The following is a 24,901-nucleotide window of genomic DNA, read 5'->3' on the forward strand; positions in this document are numbered from 1 at the left end:
TTTAGTCTCCCCAATAGAAGAGAAGTAGGTAAAAAATGGAAAAACAAACCATGATGCAGTATTTTGAGTGGTATCTACCAGCTGATGGGAATCATTGGAAAAAATTAGCTGAAGATGCTGCTCATCTAAAAGAACTTGGCATCACAAAGGTTTGGATGCCACCTGCTTTTAAAGCAACTGGAAAAAATGATGTTGGCTACGGTGTTTATGACCTCTTTGATTTGGGGGAATTTGACCAAAAAGGCTCAATAGAAACTAAATACGGAACAAAAGATGATTACTTAGCCGCTATTGAAGCACTCCATAATAACGGGATAGCCAGTATTGCTGATATTGTCTTGAATCACAAGGCTGGTGGAGACTATAAAGAACGTTTCCATGTTTTACGGATGAATCCTGACAATCGCCAAGAGGCAATTTCAGAAGCATTTGAGATTGAGGGCTACACTGGCTACGATTTCCCTGGTCGTAAGGATACCTACAATGACTTCAAATGGCATTGGTATCACTTTACTGGCTTAGATTATGATGCCTTACATGATGTGACTGGCATTTACCAAATTACAGGTGAAAACAAAGGTTGGGCTAATCAAGACCAAGTCGATGCAGAACATGGAAATTATGACTACCTGATGTTTAATGACATTGACTTTAAACATCCTGATGTAGTTGCAAATATTAAGGATTGGGCAAAGTGGTTCATTGAAACGACCAATATTGCTGGATTTCGTATTGATGCCGCCAAGCATATCGAACACGATTTTATCGAAGAATTTATTGGATATGTCCGTCAAGAGTTAAAATCAGACCTTTACGCATTTGCAGAATATTGGAAAGACGATAAGGATGCTAATTTAAACTACATTGAAGAAACTGGCAATCAGATAGACTTGGTGGATGTTCCTTTGCATATGAATTTCTATCAAGCAAGTTTAGCTGGAAATCAGTATGATCTTCAGACGATTTTTGATGGCAGTCTAGCAAAAAATAGACCCGAATTCTCAGTAACCTTTGTTGACAACCATGATTCTCAGCGTGGACAAGCTCTAGAATCAACAGTTGAGGAATGGTTTAAACCCATGGCTTATAGTCTAATTCTCTTACGACAAGAAGGGATTCCGACCATCTTTTATGGTGATTATTACGGCATCTCAGGAGAATTTTCTCAAGCATCCTTCCAAGATATTCTCGATAAATTGCTCCATATTCGTAAAGAACATGCTTATGGTCTACAAACGGACTATTTTGATCATCCAAACTGTATTGGTTGGACTTTCTTAGGGGATGATGAACATCCCAAAGGACTAGCAGCAGTGATCAGCAACTCAGACGCAGGCTTTAAAGATATGAGCATGGGAGAGTTAAATGCTGGAAAAACCTTTATCGATTATCTAGGCAATCATACAGACAAAGTCACTCTTGACGAGAATGGTTGGGGACGATTCCTGGTTCAAGCTGGGTCCGTGTCAGTATGGATTGAAGAATAAAAGAATAAGTTTACATAATATTTATTATGTAAACTTATTTATGAAAGAGAAAAAATGATTATTTGGATAAACGGTGCCTTTGGAGCCGGAAAATCAACTGTGGCATGTCTTTTACATCAGAAACTCCCAAATTCTATCTTATATGACCCTGAATTATTGGGAGATTTTTTACAGGCAATCCTTCCAAAGTCAGGGGTCCCAGAAGACTTTCAGGATAATCTGCCCTGGAGACAGGCGACCATTCAGATTATCCGTGATTTAGTGCATCGGACAAACAAAACGATTATCGTACCTATGACAATCTATAAAAAGGAATATTATCAAGAAATCATCGAACAAGGCCTCGCAGAGGACATCCAGGTGCAACATATTATTCTGATGGCTGCTAAAGATACCATATTAGATAGATTGGATAAACGTAGTTTAGAGGACAATACCTGGGCAAGAAATCATTTGGAGAGTTGTTTGCAGGCGTTTGAAAATGACATACCTGGACAAAAGATTCGAACGGATAAGAAGTCTCCTGAAGAGATTGTAACAGAAATACTGAAGAACAAAATTTGAATCCTAAGCGTATAGCCTCTTAACAGTTGGTTTGTTATGAAAAAGAGGCTGTATTTTTTCTATATCATCTTTCCGAAAAACTATAATTTTCTTGAAATACATATGAACTTGTGATATACTACTATTACAGAAAGATTGGGAGAAAAGATTATGCGACGTGAATTGCTCTTAGAAAAAATTGAAGAACTAAAAGGAATTATGCCCTGGTTTGTTCTGGAATATTACCAGTCAAAACTAACCGTTCCATATAGCTTTACGACACTCTACGAATATCTCAAGGAATACAGACGTTTTTTTGAGTGGTTACTGGATGCTGATATTTCAAATGCTGTACAAATCGCCGATATTGACTTGAATAGTTTAGAAAACCTCAGCAAGAAAGATCTGGAAACTTTTATTCTTTATCTACGGGAACGACCATCTCTCAATACCTATTCGACCAAGCAAGGGGTATCGCAGACCACTATCAACCGGACTTTGTCAGCACTCTCTAGCCTTTTCAAATATTTGACCGAAGAAGTTGAGGATAAAAATGGTGAGCCCTACTTCTATCGCAATGTCATGAAGAAGGTTGCTACCAAGAAAAAGAAAGAAACCTTGGCTTCACGAGCTGAAAATATCAAGCAGAAACTCTTTTTAGGCGATGAAACCATGGAATTTCTGGACTATGTGGATAGAGAATATGAAATCAAATTGTCTAACCGAGCCAAATCATCTTTCCGAAAAAATAAGGAACGTGACTTAGCGCTCATCGCCTTACTATTGGCTTCAGGTGTCCGTTTGTCTGAAGCAGTCAATCTGGATGTGAAAGACCTCAATCTCAAGATGATGGTCATTGACGTCACTCGCAAGGGTGGAAAAAGAGACTCAGTCAATGTGGCTGGTTTTGCGAAACCCTATTTAGAACAATACCTCCAAATCCGTAAAGCCCGTTACAAGGCAGAAAAACAGGATCTTGCTCTCTTTTTAACCGAATACCGCGGTATTCCCAACCGTATCGATGCTTCTAGTGTCGAAAAGATGGTCGGAAAATACTCCCAAGACTTCAAAATCCGCGTGACTCCCCACAAACTTCGTCATACCCTGGCTACCAGACTCTATGATGCTACTAAATCACAAGTCTTGGTCAGCCATCAACTGGGACACGCTTCTACCCAAGTAACGGACCTCTATACGCATATCGTCAATGACGAACAAAAAAATGCACTGGATAAATTATAATTTACATAATATATTTTACGTAAATGAAATATAAAAACAAAACCTAGAAAGCTGATGCTGACTAGGTTTTGTGCTATTTTGCTTCTTTTTCGCAAATATAGTTGATCATCTCTTTTACTGTTTTTTCATCGCTTGCTGTCAGCATGTAGAGAGTATCCCCTTGTAGGGCTGCAAAAGCTTCAGGCATGCGTTTGACGGTCTTCAGCTTGTCTCCGTATGTCTCACGAATTTCGTCTTCTGTGTGAACATAAGTGAGTTTGTCACGACGAGTTGTTGCCAAACAGAACTGGGGCTCAAATGGACGCTCAGCCACTCCTTCTCCAACGACGACACTTGCATAATCGCTGTAAAGATCGATGGAGTGGGCAAAATTATAGACATCGATCGTGAAGCCGCCCGCCGGACGGTTATTGTACTCCAGAGCGATATAGTCTTTTTTATCACGGAAAAACTCAATGTGGAAGAAACGTTCTTTCATACCAAAGGCCTTGATAATCGCTCTACCATATTCCTGTAGTTTTGGATCAATCTTATCTAGGACATAGTAAGCATTGTCGCGGTTATGAGTCAGTAACTCTAATGGAGCATAGCGGTAATTAAAGCTGGTTTCAAAGACAACATTGCCTTGGCTATCCACTAGTCCATCATAGGTACAGACCTGTTTTGAAGCAACAAATTGCTCAAAGAAATAAACCGTTTCACCATCCCAATTTTCCTTGAAATGGTCCAAATCTTTTTGGTTGGATAATTTATAGGTCGCTGCAGCACCAACACCATTGTCTGGCTTAGCAATCATCGGAAAACCGATTTCTTTCACAGCCTTAGCCATGTGTTTTTCATTCTTAACCACCTGACCTGGAACGACTGGAACGCCCGCTTTTTTGAAATATTTCTTCATTTCAGACTTGAATTTTGTCTTTTTCAATTCAGATGGTTTGGCACCAAATATATCAAACTGTTTACGTAGCTCAGCATCCATTTCCAACCAGTGCTCATTATGGGATTCAATCCGATCGATTGGTCCATGTTTGTAGAACAAGAAAGCAACTGCACGTTTGACTTCGTCCAGATTTTCCAAATCTTCAACTTTGAAGTACTCGGTTAGAGCATTTTGTAAATCTTTTCCAAGCTGATCATAAGGTTCTTGGCCAATTCCAAGAACCTTGATGCCTTTCTTTGCTAGTTCAATCGTAAATTGTTGGAAATTTTCCGGATAAAAGGGAGAAATTACAAGATAGTTCATAGTTTTACCTTTCTATAAATTCATCTGCTCAAGGAAGAATGGCATTTGTTGACGCCACCATACCCAATCGTGGGCTACATCAGCGCCCCATTCATCAAACCAAGCAGGGATGTTTTTCTCTTCAAAAGCATGTTTGAGAGTGTAGAAACTTGGCAATCCATCCTGTTCCCAGTCACCCAAACCGGTACAAACAATAATATCCCCTTGACGATAGCGGTCGATAAACCAACCGTCATTTTGATTCCAGATATAATCCGCAGGAGAATTTTGGTAAACCAGAGAATCGTTATCATAATCTTGACTGTTATCAAAGAAACGAGCATCGTAGATACCTGAGAGAGCAATAACCTTAGTGAAGACATCTGGATGCTGCAAGAAGAAATTCAGAGCATGATAGGCCCCCATCGAACAACCTGTCGCCATCATACCATCAAACCAGTTGGTTTTATGCTTGATAAAAGGAATCGCTTCATTGATAATGTACTGCTCATAGGCTTGATGGGCCAAGGCACGGTCGTGCATCGGTTTCCAATCGGCCAACCAACTTTCCTTATCAATACTGGTTACAGTGAAAAACTGGATTTTTCCAGCCTCGACCAAGTCTTTACAAGCTTCAACCATGCCAAAATCAGCATATTCGCTATAAGATCCCCCTGAAGAGGCAAAAACAACTACGGGAATACCCGCGTGTCCATAACGGTTCATATTCATTTCACGACCAAGATGACCTGACCAGTGGCTTAAAAATTCTACATGCATTTTTTCATTTTCTCCTTACCATTTTTCACTTAAAAATCGTAGGCAGTCCGGTAACTGAGCTGCCCATGCTTCCTCGTTATGAGGTGCACCTGAGGCGATTTTTAAAACAATATTGTCTAAATTTACTCCTCCTGCTATTAGTTGACGATAGTAGGAAAGAGAGGAGTCAATATAGGCTTGTTTGATATTCCCTGCCATGAGGGTTTTATCTGTATCATCTGCTTCTTCTGTACCAACATAAATATAGACGCGTTGGTCAGAATCTAGTTTTTTCCGTTCCATATAACGATTAAAAGCTTCCTGATGCAACCAGTTAGCCGATGAGAAGACACCTAAACAGCCGATTTGGTCCTGATAGGCCAAACCCATGAACTGGGTGATATTTCCGCCCAGCGAGGAGCCAATCATAGCTGTATGGGCCTTATCCGACTTGGTTCGGTATTCTTTATCAATAAAGGGTTTGACCACTTCCATGACAAATTCTCCGTACTCGATTCCTTTACCGCCAAACTGCATACCTGGAATCCCGAACTCTTGGTATTTCCAAGCCGCGTATTCATTCATACGATTTGGTCCGTCATTATCAATGGTCACCACAATCATCTTGTTAATGTCTGGGTTGCGTTTGATGGCCGGGATCAGCTTCCAAGAGTGACCTGAAAAGGACTCCTTACTATAGAGAATATTTTGCCCGTCATGAAAATAAAGGACTGGATAGCTTTGCTCTCTATCCTCCTGATAGTTTTTAGGCAGAAGAACCCGCACCCGGCGTTTATGATTGGTATAAGGAACATGGAGTTCATGTGTCCGCATTTCTAAATAAAAATAGGCTTTGTTCATTCTCTACTCTTTCGCATTCATTTTACAGTATTATATCATAGTTTTCGGGAAATATTCTGAAAATTTTGCATTTTCCAAAAAACATTCGGAATTAACGAATGAACGAATGAATATTCTAGAAAAAGACCACCTCCAGTGAGATGATCCTGATTAGTCTGAAATATGAGATAAGAAAGTTTCCAAATCTCTGATGGCTGTAGCCAGAAAGGTTTGATCACTCGCCATTTCAAACCGAAGTGATGAGAAAGCAGAGAGGTGTTCTTGGTAGGTACCAAGTAAAATCAAGTTACCTCCCCTTTCCATCAAAATCTGAAAAATAAGTTCTTCATCATAGTCTGCTTTATAACTAGATTGACCAGACAATGTTTTATAACAAGTTTGTATATCAGCAAGAAAATTTTCTAACAAATAAGTTGAAAGGAATAATTTACCACCATTTATTTGATAAACTCCTGTTTTCTGATAAAGATTTGCTTCAATTGAGATTCCACCATCTGCTGAGTAACCCATCGAAAGCGGCCAACCTTTTAGACAAAAATATTCTTCGTCATAGCCCTTCAGTCTGAAAATAACTTCTTCCATCTTAGACTCCTAATAGTGGCTCCAAATCGTTCAACGCTCGTTCCGCAATGGCTTCGTAGCGGAGCTTCTTGTCACGGATACGTGGGCCTTCTAGTTCCTGGATGATTCCAAAGTTGACATTCATCGGTTGGAAATGCTTGCTCTCTGTGTGAGTAATGTAATAAGGCAGACTGCCAATGGCTGTCGTGCGTGGGAAGACGACTGCTTCTTCTCCTTTAAAGAGACGAGCAGCATTGATACCGGCAACCATTCCTGCAGCGGCTGATTCCACATAGCCTTCAACTCCTGTCATTTGACCAGCAAAGAAAAGATTTGGATTGCTACGGGATTGGAAAGTCTGTGTCAGCAAGTTCGGCGAATCCATATAGGAATTCCGGTGCATCACACCATAGCGGACGAATTCTGCGTTCTCTAGGCCTGGAATCATTTGGAAAACACGTTTCTGCTCGCCCCATTTGAGGTGGGTCTGGAAACCAACCATATTGTAGAGGCTCCCTGCTGCATTGTCTTGGCGAAGCTGAACAACGGCATAGGGTGTTTTAAATTCCCCATCACGCGGTCCAGTATAGTCATCTGGATATTCCAAGCCAACTGGTTTCATAGGGCCATAGAGCATGGTTTTGATGCCACGTTTTGCCATTACCTCAATGGGCATACAAGCCTCAAAGTATTTTTCCTTTTCAAAAGAATTGAGCGGTGCTTCTTCTGCCGTTGTCAAGGCTTCGTGGAAAGCCATGAACTCTTCCTTGGTCATAGGACAGTTGAAATAGGCTGCTTCTCCCTTGTCATAGCGAGATTTTAGGTAAACCTTATCCATGTTGATAGTGGACTTATCGATGATTGGTGCTGCTGCATCGTAGAAATAAAAACCATCACCACCGTTAAGCGCGTGAATCTTTTCAGCCAAGCTATCAGAAGTCAGCGGACCAGTTGCAATAATGGTAATGGCATCCTCTGGAATATCTGTGATTTCACCACGAATGACTTCAATCAGCGGATGAGCATGTAATTCAGCAGTGACTGCTTCCGCATAACCTTCACGGTCAACAGCCATAGCTCCACCTGCAGGTACACGGTGTTCTTCACCATTGCGCAAAATGATAGAATCAAGACGACGCATCTCTTCCTTAAGGAGACCGACCGCATTGGTAAGGCTATCGCCACGAAAAGAATTGGAACAAACCAACTCTGCAAAATTGTCTGTCTTGTGCTGTGGAGTGGGTTTGACACCACGCATCTCGTACAATTTTACGGGAATACCGCGTTTGGCAATTTGATATGCAGCCTCAGAACCGGCTAAACCAGCTCCGATAACATTGATATGTTCAGCTTTTTTGATGGATTGAGACAAGATACTAATACCTCTAGTCAGATAACTGACTACTGTTTGGGAATTCCCCAAAACAGAACCTTTCTATTTTCATACTGGACTATTATACCAAAAAAAGCCCCACAGTTCGAGTGAGACAGTTTTCGAGAAGAAATATTTTGTTTTTCCTTAGTTAAGATTGTTGAAAAAATCCGCAACATCAACAACTTCTTGTAAATCTGCGACTGAAAAGGATGCTTGGATTTTATCAGCCTTCATCCAAACTAATGCTACCATGGTCGTCTCACTTACGACTCTCTCATCTTCCTCAATTCGCATTGTAAGAGCTACTTGGTAGCTATCATCATAGGTTCCTTCAGGATCTTTTTCCGAATTCTTCTCCTTAAAAATCCCAAGTTGGGTCACTTTTGAAGTTCCACTACCTACTGACTTGGCCTTTTCAACAATTGTCTGAAACATTTCTTGTTCATCAGGTGCCAGCTCCATATTTAATTTTAGATTTTTTACTTCAGCCAGGCGTTTGTCCGCTTCAGTTTGATCAAAATTAGCAAAATCATAATTAGATGTAAGGTGAACATACCGTTCGATTGTTTTCATTACAGACAAATCATTTTCTGCACCATTAAATAAAAAAGTTGTCTTATCCAATTGATTTGACTGCATCGGTGGATATTTTAAACTAGTGGTTTTCCCCGTATCCGTGTCCTTTTTTTGAGTAGATAAAGATGGTGCTTTTTCTGCTTCTTTCGTTGACGTATTTGCACAAGCCACTAAAACAGGAATAAGTAAGGTAAGGCTAAGAAGTTGATATCGTTTTTTCATTCTATTCTCCTAATTGAGTAAATCTAGTCAGCGGCAGCTTGAAATATAAGTGACATATATTTTTTAGAATCCTTATTTTTACAACAAACAAATCCATGCAGCTACTAGAGCACTCAAGATACTAAAAAGAGAGCCAATCAAGTAGTATTCCGCAAAGGCTGGATTCTCAGAAATTTTATTGTAACGAGCGATGGATTTTGCTGTGAAAACCAGTCCAATTGAAGCAAATTGTCCGAAAAGAATACAAATACCCATTATGATTCGTTCCAACAATCCAATTCTAGCACCGGCCCCAGGGATGGTATCTATTTTATCCATATTATCCGGCTGATACTGTTGGAAAAAGAGTCTAAAGAGAATGGTCGTCGGCTTGCTGATCAGAATCAGGAACAGGATAAGGGGTAACATCTGAATCGGTAACCAATTTGGTAAAGAAAGATCCTTATAGAAAAGCTAGTTGCTAAAAGAATAGTCAAATGCAGGAATTGATCAAGGAGAAACCCTTTTTTCTTATTTAACTTTAAACCTTGCATAAGCAATGGTTTTGTCAAATCAATAGCGGCATGACTAAACCAAATCAGCAAAAGTATCCACCACATGCGCCACTGCAAGAAAAAGCTGATGAAAAGTGGAATAGCTACCCAAAACAGATGTTTGAACAGATATTTTTTTCTGCTATGTTTTAAATCGGCTACTTTTTGACTTTGTAGGTGAAAATCAGATAGAAAGTGACAAATAAGCATGAGACTTAAGATTGGGTTTTGGTTTAAATACTGTGATAAACCTGTCATTTATCATTTTCCTTTCTAGCACTGCATAGGACCTGTAAGGCTGATTTTCTTGTTCGTAGGTAGACCTTGGTACTGGAACTTTTTAATCGTTTGGAAAGGGCGCTTGGATTGATTTCCAGTTTTTGAGCGAGGATTCCCTGTTCAAATTGTTCATCGTAGATTCCCATCTCTAAAAGGCCCTCAAGAAGTTCTTCTTGGCTACCTCTCCAATTTGTTTTAATAGCCTCTCCAGCTGCAAGCAAACTATTGATTACTTCTTCTTTTTCTTTATCCTTCATCCGAAGAGCCAGTTGAGTATTACCATAATCATTTTTTTGATGGATATATTGGATGGCTTCTCTAGCATACCAATAAGCCGGTCCATCCGCTCCTATACTGATTTCTGGATCAATATCTGTTACAATTTCGCCAAATCCAATCCCAAATCGTAGTTTAATTCCTTTCATGAATTGCGTAATTTCGTCAATAATTTGAAAGATAGGGGCTTGCTTGCCCAAAAGCCCTTGAAATTCATCTCCCAAGGTAATGGAAAATTTGGAGACAATTACTGTCTGGTACTTTTGATTCAGTAAATCTAAGCAAGTTTTCAAATCATCTTGATATTTAGCGCGATTAGCAATGATCTTTGAATCAATCATATCGCCAATAATCGCTATATAATCCATAGAATCCATAGAATTACCTCTTTTCTATGTCTATTATAACAGACAAAAAGATAATTGTCTATTATAACGGAAATATTTCCGATTTGCTATTATAATAGACAAAAAAGTTTGCATAAATGATATTATGCAAACCTGTAAATCTTATTTCACTTTTTCTTCTTCATAGTCTCCGTTAGGACAAACAACTTGCTTGCCACCACCACGAACCTTTTTCTCCACTAGGTAATGGTCACATTTTGGACAGGCGCGACCAACTGGTTTGTCCCATGAAGTAAATTCACAGGCTGGGTAGCGGTCACAACCATAGAAAATGCGGTTGCGTTTGCTCTTGCGTTCGATAACTTGTCCTTCCTTACAGTCTGGACAAGTTACACCAATGGCCTTGACTATTTGCTTGGTATTGCGGCAATCTGGGAAATTAGAACAAGCGTAGAATTTACCGTATTTGCCTAATTTAATCACCATGGGATGGCCACAGACATCACAATCAAAACCAGCTGGCTCATCTTTGATTTGGATTTTTTCCATCTCCGTTTCGGCCTTAGCCAATTCATCCTTAAACGGTTGATAGAAACTATCGATGACCTTCTGCCACTGCTCCGTACCAATCTCAACATCATCCAACTTCTGCTCCATTTCGGCAGTAAACTTGACATTGACGATATCTGGGAAGAATTCCACAATCAGTTTATTGACAATTTCTCCAAGTTCGGTTGGCTCAAAGCGCTTGGAAACCAATTTCACGTAGTATCGTTTTTGAATGGTTTCAATAGTCGGTGCGTAGGTTGATGGACGACCAACACCATTTTCCTCCAAGGTCTTGATCAGAGTTGCCTCAGAATAACGAGCGGGTGGTTGTGTGAAGTGCTGCTCTGGACTAGTTGTTGCGCGTGTGACAGTGTCCCCTTGCTCCATGTCAGGTAACATCTTATTCTTATCCGAATCGTTGTAAACAGCCATATAACCGTCGAATTTGACCTGACTACCATTGGCTGAGAAGATAACGCCATTTTGTCCTAAACGAACATTCATGGTATCAAAGATGGCTGCTGTCATCTGACTGGCCACAAAGCGATTCCAGATAAGGGTATAGAGTTTCAGTTGGTCTTTATCCAAATATTTGGCAATGCCTTCTGGTGTCAGATTGACATTAGAGGGACGGATAGCCTCATGGGCATCCTGGGCACCTGAAACATTCTTGACACGACTTCCATGCTTAGAATATTTCTCACCAAAACGTTCTGTAATGAAGTCAGCAGCTTGGGCTTGTGCAACTGGACTGATACGAGTTGAATCGGTACGCATATAGGTAATCAAACCTTGCGTGCCACCTGTACCCAGACTAACCCCTTCATAAAGTTGTTGGGCCACCATCATGGTCTTACGAGTACGGAAATTAACCTTATTGGCCGCATCCATCTGCATGGTTGACGTTGTGTATGGAAGAGGAGCATTGCGCTTACGCTCCTTGCGCTCCACCTGGTCAACAGAAAATTCATCGTTTTTAATACGTGCTAAGACTTCCTTGACCTGGTCATTGTTTTCCAATTTGACCTTTTTAGCATCTAAGCCGTAGAAGCTAGCTTGGAACTTCTTATTGCCTTTTTTGAAGGTAGAATCAATAGTCCAGTACTCTTCTGGTTGGAACTGGTTGATTTCATTTTCGAGATCGATAATCAGTTTGAGGGCAATGGATTGGACACGACCAGCTGACAAACCTTTTTTGACTTTTTTCCAAAGGATGGGAGAAATAGAATAGCCGACAATCCGGTCCAAGACTCGACGAGCCTGTTGAGCATCTACCAAATCTTGATCAATGCTGCGTGGTTCTTTAAAGGCATTTTTAACAGCCTCTTTGGTTATTTCATTAAAGACAACACGATTAGCATCACTCTCATCCAAATTAAGAATATGTGCTAAATGCCAAGAAATAGCTTCCCCTTCTCGGTCCGGGTCGCTTGCCAGATAGACTTTTTTTGCATTCTTGGCTTCTTTTTTCAAAGAATTAATGAGATCACCTTTACCACGGATATTGATATATTGTGGTTCGTAGTTATTGTCAAAATCAACAGACATGGTCGATTTTTTTAAATCACGGATATGTCCGACAGAAGCCACAACTCGGTAGTTACGCCCTAGATATTTTTCAATGGTTTTTGCCTTAGCAGGAGATTCCACGATTACTAGATTTTTTTGATTGGTAGTTTTTTTACTTGTTGTCTTTTTAGTACTTGTTTTTCTTGTGCTTGTTTTAGTAGCCATTTCCATACCTTTATTCATTTAACTTCACAAAGAATAAACTATTTTAAGGTATGTGTCAAGAAATTTCTTTTTCCTATAGGAGAAAGCAGTTTAGTTTTTATACTCCGAAAGGATGTCAAAGCCCGATGTGATACACTTTGCACCTTCTTGAATCAAATGATGACATCCATCAGATTTTCCATCTAAAATGGAGCCAGGTACTGCAAAAATATCACGTCCTTCTTCTAGCGCTCGTTGGCAAGTGATAAGACTTCCAGAGCGTATCTTGGCTTCTGCCACTAAAACTGCGCTAGCCAATCCAGCGATAATCCGATTTCGTTCAGGAAAATGAAATTTAAGTGCTGTTTGATCAGCTGCATACTCAGACAGAAGTAAATGATTTTTAGAAATGTAAGTCTGAAGTTGTCGATTTTCTTTAGGATAAAACTGATTCAATCCTGTTCCGATAACCGCAATGGTTTTTCCTCCATTTTTTAAAGCTGCAATATGGGCAGTCGTATCAATTCCACGAGCCAAGCCACTAACAATAACAAAACGATTTTCCAGCTCCTTGACTAACTTCTGAATAGATTGGATACCATTTTTGCTGGCATTCCGGGTGCCAACTACTGCTAACTTAGGAAATTCCAATAGTTCTAGGTTTCCTTGGTAAAACAGTAAAGTAGGTGGGTTATAGATTTCTTTTAAAGCCAAAGGATAGACCTTATCCAAAATAGAGAAAGATGGAAAACGGTTGAACTCCTCTCGACAAGTCTTGATATCCAATGCTTTATAGTTTTCCATAAAAAGACTTGCTTTTGTCGTTTCCGATACAAGAGCAACCGTGCGTAAACTAAGTGATTTGCCTGTTTTTTCTCTATAAGTAAGAACTTTATGGACTTGTAAATTGCTTAAGCCAGCTTTTTTCAGTTTAAAGATTTCAAAATTATTCATAAGATCCTCCACTTAGTTTATTCGAAAACCGCTCAGCAATTGACTGAACGGTTTAAACTTTTTAGAGATTTACTTATCTTCAGGATACTTTCTAGTCTGTATCAATAGAGTAATCCCTAAATAGAGAGAGAAGAAAGAAATGACAAGGCAAATAGTGATGCCAATCCAGCGTGTTGTTGGATCAGGCGTTACTCTAGAAATGAAATTATAGATAGCAACTCCTAGAAGAAATAATCCCAAAGCTAGGTGAAAAATGATCAAAATCAAATTTCGGTGCTGACTCTGATTGACTTTGCCAGCTAGGGCTTTAGCAATTTTTCTTGAAAATCCTCTTGTATACATGTTCGTAACCTCCGTCTAAAATTGAATCAAACAAAGCAGTTCTCTTGAGGAATCAAGCCTTTATCATGGATTTGATGGGTTCAAAAGATTGTCGATGAATAGGAGTGATTCCTAATTTATCCAGTGCAACTAGATGCTCAGCAGTGCCATAGCCAGCATTTTTAGCGAAAGCATAGCCTGGAAATTTTTGATCAAAATCGGCCATTATCTTATCTCTAGTAACTTTGGCCACAATAGAGGCTGCTGCAATAGAAAGTGAAGTGGCATCGCCCTTGATAATGGATTGCTGCGGAATAGTGCTATCTAATTTCATTGCATCAATTAGTAGGTAATCGGGTTTGGTGATTTGACCTTGTAAGTTGTCAATAGCCTGCAACATGCCGATTTTAGTAGCTTCGTAGATATTGACCTGATCAATTATTTTATTTTCTACGATACCCACTCCTACTGCCAAAGCTTGATGGAGAACTGCTTGATAAATGGCTTCATGCTTAGTCTTAGGAATTTTTTTGGAGTCATTGAGGTATTTGATTTTACAGTTTTTGGGTAAAATGACACAGGCGGTAACAACTGGGCCAGCCAAGGGACCTCGTCCTACCTCATCGATACCAGCAATAGCTTGAAAACCTCGTGCATAAAGATCCTTCTCATAACGAAGCATGTACTCTAAACGGGCTTCCTCATCGAGTTCAGCTTGTAGAACTTTTTTCCGTTGCTTAACAGCAACTTGTACACCACTTCTGCTATCCGCTTCAAAATCAGCCCAGCGACTGTCTGTCAGCTCTGTCAATTCTTTCAACAGTTCTTTGATTTCCTTAATACTTGCCATATTTGCCTTTCTAGTTGCTAGTTACTAGATAGTAGAATCTTTTCCAGACAAGCTGGGAAAGAGTTGAACGGGCTTAATCCAGGGTCTCTATCTGTTCCACTCGATCCAAGGTATAAAGACCCAATTTTCCATCACGAACATCTTTGACAAAGAGGTTATAAAATCGGTCATAATCATCCCGGAAACCCATTTTTTGAGTTAAAGACATAATGATTTCTGCGGCTTCCTCTTCCAAGTTAATACCTTTGTAGCGCTCTTTCAGGCGCTCTGGATAGAATTCTTTGAAATAGTTGAGACCGAAAATAGTGACTTCATCCATTGGTAAAAGCTGATCTTTGATAGCCCCTGTCAGAGCTAATTTCAACCCAACGACTTGATCTTCAAACTTTGGCCATAAAATTCCAGGTGTGTCCAAAATCTCTAAATCCTTATTAGATTTGAGCCACTGTTGCCCCTTGGTAACTCCTGGTTTATTTCCAACGACAGCAATTTTCTTACCAGCTAGGCGATTCATGAGGGTTGACTTACCAGCATTGGGAATCCCAATAATCATGGTTCGCAAAGTTTCCTTCTGGATGCCGCGTTCTCTTAATCGAGTAATTTTATCTGACATAAGGCTTTTAGCTGCTTCTGTTACTCTCTTCACGGTTGATTGCTCTTTAGAATTGATAGAGAGAGTCTTGATGCCTTGTGCTTCAAAGTAGGCTTTCCACTCCTTTAAAAGAACTGGATCTGCCAAATCAGCCTTGTTGAGAATCAAGAGTTTTGGTTTGTCACCAACAATCTTAGTCAGCATAGGGTTTTGACTGGACAAAGGTAGACGAGCATCCACTAAAATAGTCACAAAATCAACAAATTTGATATTTTCCTGTACTTGTCTTCTTGCCTTGGACATATGGCCTGGAAACCATTGAATAAGTGCCATAAATTCTCCTTTAAATTTCTTTTTTTCATCTAATACTCAAAGAAAATCAAAAATAGATGAGGCAAAGCGACACAGGCATACTTAGTGGTAGGCAAGGAGTTTTAACAAAACCTAATGTTGATTTTTAAAGAGTATAAAAAGCCGTCATGACGGCTTGTACCTAGTCCAATTATAGCAGAAATGTCTTAAATTGTCATGGATAGCTCGTTGAGAAAACTTGGAGAGGGGACAATGAAATTTTTAAAAATGTTTCCGCTAACAGAATATGATACAATGAAAGAAAATGTTTTTAAAAACTATTTGAGGAGGGTTCATGACCTGGTTCTCTGAGCACTTTATTCACCAATCGGCTCGAAAAAGGGCTATCTTATATCTATCTTGTTTGACTTTATTATTTGCACTTGCTTCACCCGACCGTCAAGATATGATTTCAAAATTTTGGTTTTTACAAATAGGGCAAAACTATTTATTAAGAGATTTTTTTGAAATCGCCGGTCCCTCTGGAACTTTCCTCAATGCGGCAATACATGCTTTTTGGGCTTATTTTCTAATGAGTCGAAATGAAAAAACAAAGATAAATGGACTTCAAGTTGCCGGTATTGGCATTTATCTTGGTCATGCTTTTTTTGGATCTACTGTTTTAAGTTCCATCCCTATTTTTATAGGTGTTGTTCTCTATGCTCGTTGGTCCAGACAATCCTATAAGATTTTTACAACGGTCTCACTTTTTGCTATAGCGACAAGTCCCATTGTCACCTTTATGGGCCATTCCTTTACTTCGCCAGTTCTGGGAGTATTTGTCGCCAGTCTGACTGGCTTACTATTGGGGTTCATTTCTCCTCCCTTAGCTGAGCAGTTTTTGAAATTTCACCATGGTTTATCACTCTACAACTACGGATTTACAACAGGTATTATTGCCATGTTTTTTGCCCTAATCTTTCCTTATATGGGGCGGCAAGTTGAAAAAGTTAGCGTGGTCAGTAGTCATTTGGAAATCTATCCTTTAGTCTATTTTCTATGCCTTTGGCTAATTCTAGCTGTTTTGGTTTTGATGAATTGGAAGTCTGCTTGGTCCACTTATCCAAAGTTGATTAAAACATCCGGTCGTACACCAGATGACTTTATGACCAAATTCGGTAGCCATTCTACACTGCTCAATATGTGTCTCAATTCGGGAATTTATTTTCTGATTCTTCTAATTTTTCGTGAACCATTCAACGGTCCTATTCTAGGAGGCCTTTTATCCATCATGGGCTTTTCTGCTTTCGGTAAACACCCTCGAAACTCCTTGCCGGTTTCAGCTGGGGTAACCCTTGGAGCTTTGCTACTTGGGACTTCCTTGACGGATATCCGTTTTCAATTAGCCCTATTGTTTAGTACAGGCTTAGCGCCTATATCAGGTTATTATGGCCTTGGTTATGGCTTTATTGCGGGAATGATTCATTACAGTTTAACCTCTGTCACCTTTATGATGCATCAAGGAATGACACTCTATAATAATGGTTATGCAACTGGCTTTGTTGCAGCCTTTTTAGCCCCTATTATCGATACCATACAAGAAAACAACCGTTATTGGTTACAAAAAATAAAGATAGGATATAGCAATTATGTTAGCAGAAAAAAATAAAGCGACTCGTATTACGAAAGAAATTATTTCTTATTTTTTAGACAATGATTTAAATGAATTCGACCTCAAATTCAGCGTTGATAATGATTTGTTTCGCCTGAAAATCTCTGCCCCAGCTTCCAATAAACCTGAAAGCTTTGATAAATTAATTCATGATTTACATACTGAACGACAGATCGAGGTAGATGAATATTTCAATGCTCTCTTGGGTAGCTTCAGTCATGATCATGACTACACCTTCCTTGGAAAAGCGATTGACCTAGCTAGTGGAAATTTTGAAGATGGAATACTCTGGCTGGAAATTGAACGCCAGAATATGAACAGTTAAAGAAGGAAGATTGAGCCAAATTTTGGCTCTCAGATTGAAGACAAACTTTATTTTCGAGGTTTGTCTTTTTTTGTATATTGCCGAAATATGGTGAAAATTGGCAGATTTGGATAAAATAAAAAGGCTTCCCAGCCATCATTTTCACTAGTTTTTTGATATTGAGACACACCAAAGTCAGTCCAACCTTGTCTTCCATTTTGGACTTTCCTCTTTCTCTTGCATAACGTAAATTATGGTACTCTTTCCATATATGACGCGTCACAACCTTCTGATGGTTTCTGCTTTCTGTACAAACAGATAGTAAAGGACATTGTGCACAAATTTTAGGATCACTATTGTACTCACGATAGCCCTCACGGGTTGTTGTTCGGTAGGTCAGTTCTTGATTTTCTGGACAAAGGTAACAGTCGAAATACTCATCGTAGATAAAATCTTTTGGTCGTAGTTTCCCTTTCTTTCCTCTAGGTCTAGTGTATGGAAAAACAGGAGTAATATCTTGGTCTAGAAGAAACTTGGCAATACTTGGTGTTTTATAGCCGGCATCCGCAATCAGGTAGTGTGGTTGAAAGGGTTCAATTTTAGAAAATAGAGTAGGGAAAGCTTGGCTATCATGAATATTGCCTTGCAACACCTCCCATTGTGACTTCAATTTTCTCAAACATTTCCGTTACAGCCACTGTTTTGACAACAGTATCCGTGGTTAAAATAGCTTCTGAGAAATAATCTGCATTCCCATTCACTACTAGTTTGGATAAACCACTTTTCAGAATATCCATATTGAGTAATTGACCGATAACACCAGTTGAAGCCACACCAACTAATTCGGGTTCAATCCCCAATTTATCCGCCGTCCACTTTTGCATGCTATAAGCATCTTTCATACCTTGCTGACCAGTACAAGAATTGGCACAGCCTGAGTTGACAAGGATAGCGCGCATCTTTCTGGATTTTGCAATCGCTTCTTTTGTGACAGTTAGAGGAGCTGCAATAACCTTATTAGTCGTGTAAACCCCTGCCACGCTGGCAGAAACGTCTGAAACAATCCAACCCAAATCCATTTTTTTCTTCTTAAATCCAGCATGTAGTCCATCGGCCGAAAAACCAATTGGGGTAGCAATACTTCCTTTGATTACTTTCATTTCTATTATCCTTTTATTCTAGAGATAGCTAGGAGCCATGGTAAAACCAGATGTCTCATCCCAGCCCAACATGATATTTAGATTTTGAACGGCTTGTCCAGCTGCACCTTTGAGTAAATTATCAATAACAGCAATCACAGTTACAATTTTGCTTACTGGATTATAGGCAAAGCCAATATCTGTAAAATTGGAGCCTATGACATTGTGTAGTTCGGGAAGCTCTTTCTGAATTCGAACAAATGGCTTATCTGCATAAATCTTTGTAAAGGCAGATTCGATGTCAAGGTCTGTAATGTCATCCTTTATCCTAGCATAACACGTAGCCATAATCCCCCGGTTGACAGGTAGTAGCGATGTTGAAAATTGGATATAGTCCAAACTCTGCTCAAAAGTCTTTAATTGTTGAACAATCTCTGGGATATGTTGGTGATGATTCAGTTTGTAGGTCACATAGTTATCATGAACATTGACAAAATGACTGGATTCGCTCAGAGCTTTGCCTGCACCAGTCAGACCTGACTTAGCATCGATAATGATGGAGTTGGGTTCGATTAGTTTTTCTAGCAAAAGTGGAGCTAAAGCAAGACTCGTTGCTGTAGCGTAGCAACCTGGATTGGCGATGAAAAATTTCTCTTTCACATCCGCAAATTCAGCCAAACCATACACAAATTTGTCCAATATTTCTTGACTAGTCGGAACTTTACCATACCATTTTTCGTAACTTCTAGCAGGTAAACGATGATCACCAGATAAATCAATAATCGGAAAATCTGCTTCTACAAATTCCATAGCCAAATCTTTTGCAACCCCACTTGGTGTAGCAAAAAAACTAAGTCAGCTTTCTTCATAATAATCTCTGCATCAAAAGCTTGAATCATTAAATCGCAAATTCCAGATAAGTAAGGATAAATATCAGATAGTTTTTGCCCAAGATTTTTGCTAGCATGAATAGAAACAAGCTCAACTCTTGGATGCTGATGCAAGATTCGAACTAACTCCAGTCCACTGTAACCTGTGATTCCAACAATCGATACTTCCATCTTATTCACCCCTTTGTATAAATATACAACATATTCTAAAGGTTATTGAATGAAATGTCAATAAAAAATTGATAAAAAAAGAAAATTATACGTTTTATTTTATAAAAATACGAACAATGATTAAAAAAAGCCAGCTATAGCTGGCCAATCTTAATTATAAAATAGCTTTTTCAGCCATTTTTTGTATTTTTATAGTTGAATTATTTTGGTAAACACTTCCGTTGACAAGACTACCATGAGCAAAGAGAGTTGCTAAAATTCCATATTTCGGTGAAATCACGCGCATGCTTTGAGGATCAATAGTCAATCCACCTTCTGAAGAGATTTGAGCCAGTTCCTGATAGAGGAGTGATTTCAAGATAGGGTCAGCTTTTTGCTGATTATCGGAATTTAATTGGTATCCTGTAGCATTCACAACACCATTCACAGAGATCGATTGTCCATCTTTTCCTTTCATAACAAAATCAGCAGATAACTTCACCAACTCCTCAACATCATTGATAATAGTCAACCGTCCAGATTTTACAGCATCTAAAAGAAATCTTGCTGAATCATATGGCATGGGATTACGAAGATTTACAATCCATTTATGGTATTTTCCTTTGTATACTTTCCGATCTTTGGCAGGCATTAAAGGCCATAAATCTGTGAACCAATCGGACACGTGTGAGGCCAATTTTTGTAATAAATAGAACCTTTCAGCATGCTGAATAGATGCTTCTATACCCTCAAAACCGGCTACTAAATAGTCCTCTAAAAATTGGTCCCACTCTCCTAGACCTAAAGCTTTTAATTCAGCATGAAACAGTTCTTGGAATTCATCCATTTCAAAAAGTTTATCCATCTGCAATAAGCGTTTTTCTAATCTTTCTTGCGTCATGATCCTAAATTCAACTGCTACTTCATGCATGCTGCGTACAGTAGGAAAATAATTGGATCTTGAAAAAACATGAATAGTGGCATTACTATGAGAAATGAGCCACTTGAGAACATCAACAGCGGCCAATCCTGTTCCAATCACTGCTAGTCTTTCCTTTGACTTCATATTTGTCAACATTTGGTCTAGTGGATAAGGGTCTGCTATGTAACCTTCCCTGCCTTCAAGTTCATAGGGATCTATGGGAGGTAGAGCTCCGCAGGCTAAATGCACTTCATCAAAGATTTGTTTTCCTTGACCATCTGGTACGGTCAAGAGCCACTGCTTCTCCTCAGCCAAATACTCAATTGCCTCAACTTTTTGCTCAATTACTTTTATTGACAGTTGGCTTTGTAAGTTCGTTAGGGATTCCTTCATATAGTCCCCGTAAATGGAATGCGGGACATAAGGACTCATTTTCTTCCATTTTTTGTGCTCCAACCATTTTTCAAAATCTGACATGTCGTGATAATCAAAAGAAATATCATCAATGGGAGAATTAATTAAGGCTAGATCACTATCTTCTTGAAATGGAATCCCATGCCCAATATACTTTGTTTCATCAAAACAGGCCATTTCATAATGAGTAAGAGTATCCTTAGGTAATCGTGACAAGGCCAGTAGAACGGCCGAACCACTTACTCCTAAACCGATGACTGCAATTTTTTTCGACATGTCCAAACCTCCATCTTTCTCTATTATAACATAGAAGAAACAAAGAGACTTATCCCAATCACATGGATGACAATAGTTCATTATAAGTCATATCTGTATATAAAAGATAGATAGAGCTTATAATATGATGGTGCTATGAAAAGAGATTTTCAAGATTTGGATGAATAGAAAATAGGTACCCATTTTTGGATACCTTGTTTTTATTTTGATATTTTTTTAGCTAAAAGGGGTGAAAAAATTGCTGTTCCGACTACCCCTAAAGTAACAATTGCCGCAGCTTCTGGTGCATAAACGGCAATTTCTGGATTACTTGCTGACATGAGGAGAGGCACACTAGCTGAAACACCTGCAATGGTAGAAAGTCCAATTGAGGATACACCTTTTCTTCTCAAAATATATTTCTCAGTTAAGAACAATGATACCAGGAATTCCTGCTTTAAGGGCATCTAACATATTGATACCTGCACCCACTGCCCATCCCAAGAGGATAATGATGTATGGCATGGCAGAGGACATGAGTTTGGCTAATTCTCTGTCTGTATTCCCGATTATGATACCTAGTATCAAAGGAATCAAAGTAGAGATAAACGGCATGATATTAATATTAGTGGGGTTAATGAAACCATAGATAATCATAGGAACTAATGGTGAGGCTAACAAGGATACCAAGCCAAAGGCAGACTGATCCACCGGATCCCCAAAATCTCTTACAATGCCCAAAAAAAGCGTTGGATTGGTCGAGGTTAAGGTTGTAATAAAAGCAATGGCACTCAAGCCCCAGAAACCATCCAAGCCAAAGAAAGATACAAAAGCAAGTGACAAAAGAATATTTATAGCCAAGCGGATACCAATTAACAAACTATACCGTTTTGCTACTTTTCCTATGGTTGTGAAATCAAGACTACAAGCCGAAATCATAACAGCCGATCCCAGAATAAAACCCAAGGCAGAACCAGATAAAAGACCTTCTGTTAAACCGCCAATTTTAAAAAGATTAGGGAAAAAACTATGAATAAGGGAAGATAGAAACATGGGAATTAAAAGAGTCCCCCCTGGAAATTTTGACATTAATTTCATTGATTAGACCTCCAATAATCCAAAATATTCTAAGACAGCTGCTCCCATTGCCTTAGCAGCAACCATCATCGATTCTTCGACGATGTCAAACTTAGGATGATGATGTGGATAGGCAGAATCAAAAGGTTGGGCCCCGATATAGAAGAAGGAACAAGGTAATTCCCTCGAATAGTAGGCAAAATCTTCTGAAGGACTGAGTGGTCCACAATCTTCAACATCTTCTACTTCTTTTATATTAGCCTTCTCAACTGCCCTAACAATGAGTTTGGTTATCTTCCCATCATTGATTAAGACAGGATAGTCATTCTTATAATCCAAGTCTATGATGCAATGATAGGTTTCAGCCATACCACGGCAAATCCGAGCCACTTCTTTCTCAATTAGGTCTCTTGTCGCATCAGACATGCATCGCACATCCCCTTCCAGTTCCACTGAATCCTTGATAACATTGAATTGACCTTTAGCATCAAATGAACCGATGGTCACAACTCCTGGATCAAAAGGATTGAGTCGACGGGATACAATGGATTGTAAATTAACTACCAATTGGCTAGCAATCAAAATAGCATCATTGGCCTCATGCGGAGCTGCCCCATGACCACCACTTCCTTGCACCTTGATGACAAATTTAGCTCGTGCTTGCTGGGTTGGGCCCTCATGATAAAAAACCTTTCCATAAGGCATCTGAGACATGACGTGGCAACCAATCACATTGTCGACACCATCCAGGACACCATCCGCAATCATATGAATAGCACCACCAGGAGGCATTTCCTCTGCCGGTTGATGAATCAAAACAACTCTACCGATTAAATCACTCTTAAGTTCTAACAAGCAGTCTGCTAAAACAAGCAGATAAGCCGTATGTGCATCATGACCACAAGCATGCATGACCCCCTCTTCAAGCGAGGCAAATGACAGACCAGTCTCTTCAAAAATCGGTAAAGCATCGAAATCAGCTCTTAAAGCTAGTGTTTTTCCAGCTTTTCCAGAATCAATGGTCACTTTGATTCCATACCCACCCATATTCATTTCAAGTTTTACATCTTTACCTTCATACTGTCTAGCAATATAAGCACTCGTTTCCTTTTCTTGAAAAGACAACTCTGGGTGTTGATGCAACCACCGTCTATGTTTCAGCATATCAGGCCACTTGGACTCTAATAATGAAAATAATCTTTCTTTTAACATTTCTTATAAACCTCCAATCACTATTGTACCAAATATTTAAGAAATTTTCAGAAAATTTTGTCAGTCTTGAAGTGCTATTCTGTTTGCTCAGGCCTGTAGATAGTTTTTTAAAAAATCAAAAAACCACTACTCTTGTGAGTAATGGTTGATGTAAGCAATTGGCTTAGAAACTCTATTATTTAAGAGTTACTGAAGCACCAGCTTCTTCCAATTTAGCTTTAAGTTCTTCAGCTTCAGCTGCAGAAACACCTTCTTTAAGTACAGATGGTGCGTTGTCAACAAGAGCTTTCGCTTCTTTAAGACCTTCGCCTGTGATTTCACGTACAACTTTGATAACGCCAACTTTTTTGTCGCCAGCTGCAGTCAATTCAACGTCGAATGAATCTTTAGCTTCTTCAGCAGCACCACCAGCTGCAGCAGCAGCTACAGGAGCAGCTGCAGTTACACCAAATTCTTCTTCGATCGCTTTTACAAGATCGTTAAGCTCAAGGATTGTAGCTTCTTTAATTTCAGCAATAATGTTTTCAATGTTCAATGCCATTGTGATTTCCTCCAAATAGGTTATTAAAATGTTGTTTGTAGCACTAAGCAGCTACGCTCTGACACATTAAGCTGCGTCTTCTTTTTCTGCAACTGCTTTGACAGCATATGCAACGTTGCGAACTGGTGCTTGAAGTACAGAAAGCAACATAGAAAGCATGCCTTCGCGGTTTGGCAATGTTGCAAGTGCTTCGATTTCTTCTTTAGAAGAAACGTTACCTTCAACAGCTCCACCTTTGATTTCAAGAGCATCAGCAGTTTTCGCGAAATCATAGATTGTTTTCGCTGGTGCAACTGCATCATTTGAAAATGCAACAGCTGATGGTCCTACAAATAATTCTGCAAGTCCGTCAAGTCCAGCTTGAACAGCAGCACGACGCAAGATTGAGTTTTTGATTACTTTGTACTCAACTTCTTGATCACGCAAGTTACGACGAAGAACTGTATCTTGTTCAACAGTCAAACCACGCGCATCAACAACAACGATAGACGTTGCAGCTTTCATTTGCTCGGCAACTGCATCTACTAATTCCGCTTTTTTAGCGATAATAGCTTCACTCATTAAGTTTTACCTCCGTTATTATTTTGGGATAGGCACAAAAAAATCGCACCTAAACCTAGACACGAAAGTACAAATACGTTATATAAAATTACGTTTTGTGCCTCGGTAGGATGATTATGAGTCCGGCTCCCCTACTGTCTTAGGTCATTTTTTTCAAACCTCAATTATCATATCATGTTCAGAAAAACTTGTCAAGAAAAAAACCTTCATT

21 protein-coding genes, 5 pseudogenes and 1 other annotated feature are annotated in these 24,901 nt (G+C 39.3%); of the genes and pseudogenes, 5 read left to right on the forward strand and 21 right to left on the reverse strand.

The genetic code is table 11. The annotated features are described in order from the left end of the window. Window positions 1-35 precede the first annotated feature (35 nt). The 3 genes from BN1356_RS03695 (at window position 36) to xerS (ending at window position 3,272) form a co-directional block, all read left to right on the forward strand. Entirely contained in the window at window positions 36-1,487 is a 1,452-nt protein-coding gene (locus tag BN1356_RS03695; RefSeq protein ID WP_093650083.1) for an alpha-amylase, read from the forward strand. 54 nt (window positions 1,488-1,541) lie between these two features. Next, window positions 1,542-2,051: an AAA family ATPase gene (locus BN1356_RS03700; RefSeq protein ID WP_093650084.1), complete on the forward strand. Its 510-nt coding sequence runs from the start codon at window positions 1,542-1,544 to the stop codon at window positions 2,049-2,051. 150 nt (window positions 2,052-2,201) lie between these two features. Then, entirely contained in the window at window positions 2,202-3,272 is a 1,071-nt protein-coding gene (xerS, locus tag BN1356_RS03705) for a tyrosine recombinase XerS (RefSeq protein ID WP_093650085.1), read from the forward strand. A gap of 73 nt (window positions 3,273-3,345) precedes the next feature. Here the strand turns inward: xerS and BN1356_RS03710 are convergent, their stop codons facing one another. The 13 genes and pseudogenes from BN1356_RS03710 to ylqF form a co-directional block, all read right to left on the reverse strand. Beyond that, on the reverse strand, window positions 3,346-4,515 hold the full coding sequence (locus BN1356_RS03710) for an ATP-grasp domain-containing protein (RefSeq protein ID WP_093650086.1): 1,170 nt from the start codon (window positions 4,513-4,515) through the stop codon (window positions 3,346-3,348). Between the two features lie 12 nt (window positions 4,516-4,527). Next, a complete protein-coding gene (locus BN1356_RS03715; protein WP_093650087.1) occupies window positions 4,528-5,274 on the reverse strand; it encodes an esterase family protein in 747 nt (248 codons plus the stop codon). Window positions 5,275-5,289: 15 nt separating this feature from the next. After that, entirely contained in the window at window positions 5,290-6,114 is an 825-nt protein-coding gene (locus BN1356_RS03720; RefSeq protein ID WP_093650088.1) for an alpha/beta hydrolase, read from the reverse strand. Between the two features lie 150 nt (window positions 6,115-6,264). Further along, window positions 6,265-6,696, reverse strand: a complete 432-nt coding sequence (locus BN1356_RS03725) for a WapI family immunity protein (protein ID WP_093650089.1) — start codon at window positions 6,694-6,696, stop codon at window positions 6,265-6,267. Between the two features lies 1 nt (window position 6,697). After that, window positions 6,698-8,047, reverse strand: a complete 1,350-nt coding sequence (gene trmFO / locus BN1356_RS03730) for a methylenetetrahydrofolate--tRNA-(uracil(54)-C(5))-methyltransferase (FADH(2)-oxidizing) TrmFO (protein ID WP_093650499.1) — start codon at window positions 8,045-8,047, stop codon at window positions 6,698-6,700. A gap of 147 nt (window positions 8,048-8,194) precedes the next feature. Then, complete coding sequence (locus BN1356_RS03735; protein WP_093650090.1) at window positions 8,195-8,848, reverse strand: hypothetical protein; 654 nt, start codon at window positions 8,846-8,848, stop codon at window positions 8,195-8,197. Between the two features lie 78 nt (window positions 8,849-8,926). Continuing rightward, window positions 8,927-9,639: pseudogene (locus tag BN1356_RS03740) on the reverse strand (DUF3307 domain-containing protein). Then, on the reverse strand, window positions 9,636-10,304 hold the full coding sequence (locus BN1356_RS03745) for a SatD family protein (RefSeq protein WP_093650500.1): 669 nt from the start codon (window positions 10,302-10,304) through the stop codon (window positions 9,636-9,638). The pseudogene BN1356_RS03740 and the gene BN1356_RS03745 overlap by 4 nt, the downstream one beginning before the upstream one ends. Before the next feature lie 141 nt (window positions 10,305-10,445). After that, window positions 10,446-12,572, reverse strand: coding sequence for a type I DNA topoisomerase (topA, locus tag BN1356_RS03750; protein WP_281175830.1), 2,127 nt, complete (start codon window positions 12,570-12,572; stop codon window positions 10,446-10,448). A gap of 84 nt (window positions 12,573-12,656) precedes the next feature. After that, entirely contained in the window at window positions 12,657-13,499 is an 843-nt protein-coding gene (gene dprA, locus BN1356_RS03755) for a DNA-processing protein DprA (protein ID WP_093650091.1), read from the reverse strand. Window positions 13,500-13,568: 69 nt separating this feature from the next. Further along, window positions 13,569-13,841 carry a hypothetical protein gene (locus BN1356_RS03760; protein ID WP_093650092.1) on the reverse strand — a complete coding sequence of 91 codons (273 nt, stop codon included), beginning with the start codon at window positions 13,839-13,841 and terminating at the stop codon, window positions 13,569-13,571. A gap of 52 nt (window positions 13,842-13,893) precedes the next feature. Next, complete coding sequence (locus BN1356_RS03765; RefSeq protein WP_093650093.1) at window positions 13,894-14,670, reverse strand: ribonuclease HII; 777 nt, start codon at window positions 14,668-14,670, stop codon at window positions 13,894-13,896. A 73-nt stretch (window positions 14,671-14,743) separates the two neighbouring features. After that, window positions 14,744-15,595: a ribosome biogenesis GTPase YlqF gene (gene ylqF / locus BN1356_RS03770; RefSeq protein WP_093650094.1), complete on the reverse strand. Its 852-nt coding sequence runs from the start codon at window positions 15,593-15,595 to the stop codon at window positions 14,744-14,746. A gap of 313 nt (window positions 15,596-15,908) precedes the next feature. Between ylqF and BN1356_RS03775 the strand changes: the two genes are divergently transcribed. Beyond that, window positions 15,909-17,222 carry a DUF1576 domain-containing protein gene (locus BN1356_RS03775; protein ID WP_093650095.1) on the forward strand — a complete coding sequence of 438 codons (1,314 nt, stop codon included), beginning with the start codon at window positions 15,909-15,911 and terminating at the stop codon, window positions 17,220-17,222. Then, entirely contained in the window at window positions 17,203-17,550 is a 348-nt protein-coding gene (locus tag BN1356_RS03780; protein WP_093650096.1) for a hypothetical protein, read from the forward strand. The genes BN1356_RS03775 and BN1356_RS03780 overlap by 20 nt, the downstream gene beginning before the upstream one ends. Here the strand turns inward: BN1356_RS03780 and BN1356_RS13070 are convergent. From BN1356_RS13070 to rplJ, 8 genes and pseudogenes are all read right to left on the reverse strand, one after another. After that, a pseudogene (locus BN1356_RS13070) lies at window positions 17,486-18,187 on the reverse strand (transposase); the annotation flags it as partial. The gene BN1356_RS03780 and the pseudogene BN1356_RS13070 sit on opposite strands and share 65 nt — an antisense overlap. Beyond that, window positions 18,171-18,689, reverse strand: a pseudogene (locus BN1356_RS13075) (bifunctional ornithine acetyltransferase/N-acetylglutamate synthase); the annotation flags it as partial. The pseudogenes BN1356_RS13070 and BN1356_RS13075, both read right to left, overlap by 17 nt. A gap of 18 nt (window positions 18,690-18,707) precedes the next feature. Then, window positions 18,708-19,729, reverse strand: a pseudogene (gene argC, locus BN1356_RS03790) (N-acetyl-gamma-glutamyl-phosphate reductase). A gap of 154 nt (window positions 19,730-19,883) precedes the next feature. Next, complete coding sequence (locus BN1356_RS03795) at window positions 19,884-21,320, reverse strand: FAD/NAD(P)-binding protein (protein ID WP_176694218.1); 1,437 nt, start codon at window positions 21,318-21,320, stop codon at window positions 19,884-19,886. A gap of 200 nt (window positions 21,321-21,520) precedes the next feature. Next, window positions 21,521-22,397, reverse strand: a pseudogene (locus BN1356_RS03800) (2-keto-3-deoxygluconate permease). 3 nt (window positions 22,398-22,400) lie between these two features. Further along, window positions 22,401-23,588 (reverse strand): amidohydrolase, encoded by a 1,188-nt coding sequence (locus tag BN1356_RS03805; protein WP_093650098.1) that lies wholly within the window; start codon window positions 23,586-23,588, stop codon window positions 22,401-22,403. Window positions 23,589-23,763: 175 nt separating this feature from the next. Further along, on the reverse strand, window positions 23,764-24,129 hold the full coding sequence (rplL, locus tag BN1356_RS03810; protein WP_093650099.1) for a 50S ribosomal protein L7/L12: 366 nt from the start codon (window positions 24,127-24,129) through the stop codon (window positions 23,764-23,766). 66 nt (window positions 24,130-24,195) lie between these two features. After that, complete coding sequence (gene rplJ / locus BN1356_RS03815) at window positions 24,196-24,690, reverse strand: 50S ribosomal protein L10 (protein WP_093650100.1); 495 nt, start codon at window positions 24,688-24,690, stop codon at window positions 24,196-24,198. 28 nt (window positions 24,691-24,718) lie between these two features. Then, window positions 24,719-24,852: a sequence feature (ribosomal protein L10 leader region), on the reverse strand. Window positions 24,853-24,901 lie beyond the last annotated feature (49 nt).

This window comes from Streptococcus varani, from assembly GCF_001375655.1.
In the GTDB taxonomy this organism is placed as follows: Bacteria; Bacillota; Bacilli; order Lactobacillales; family Streptococcaceae; genus Streptococcus; species Streptococcus varani.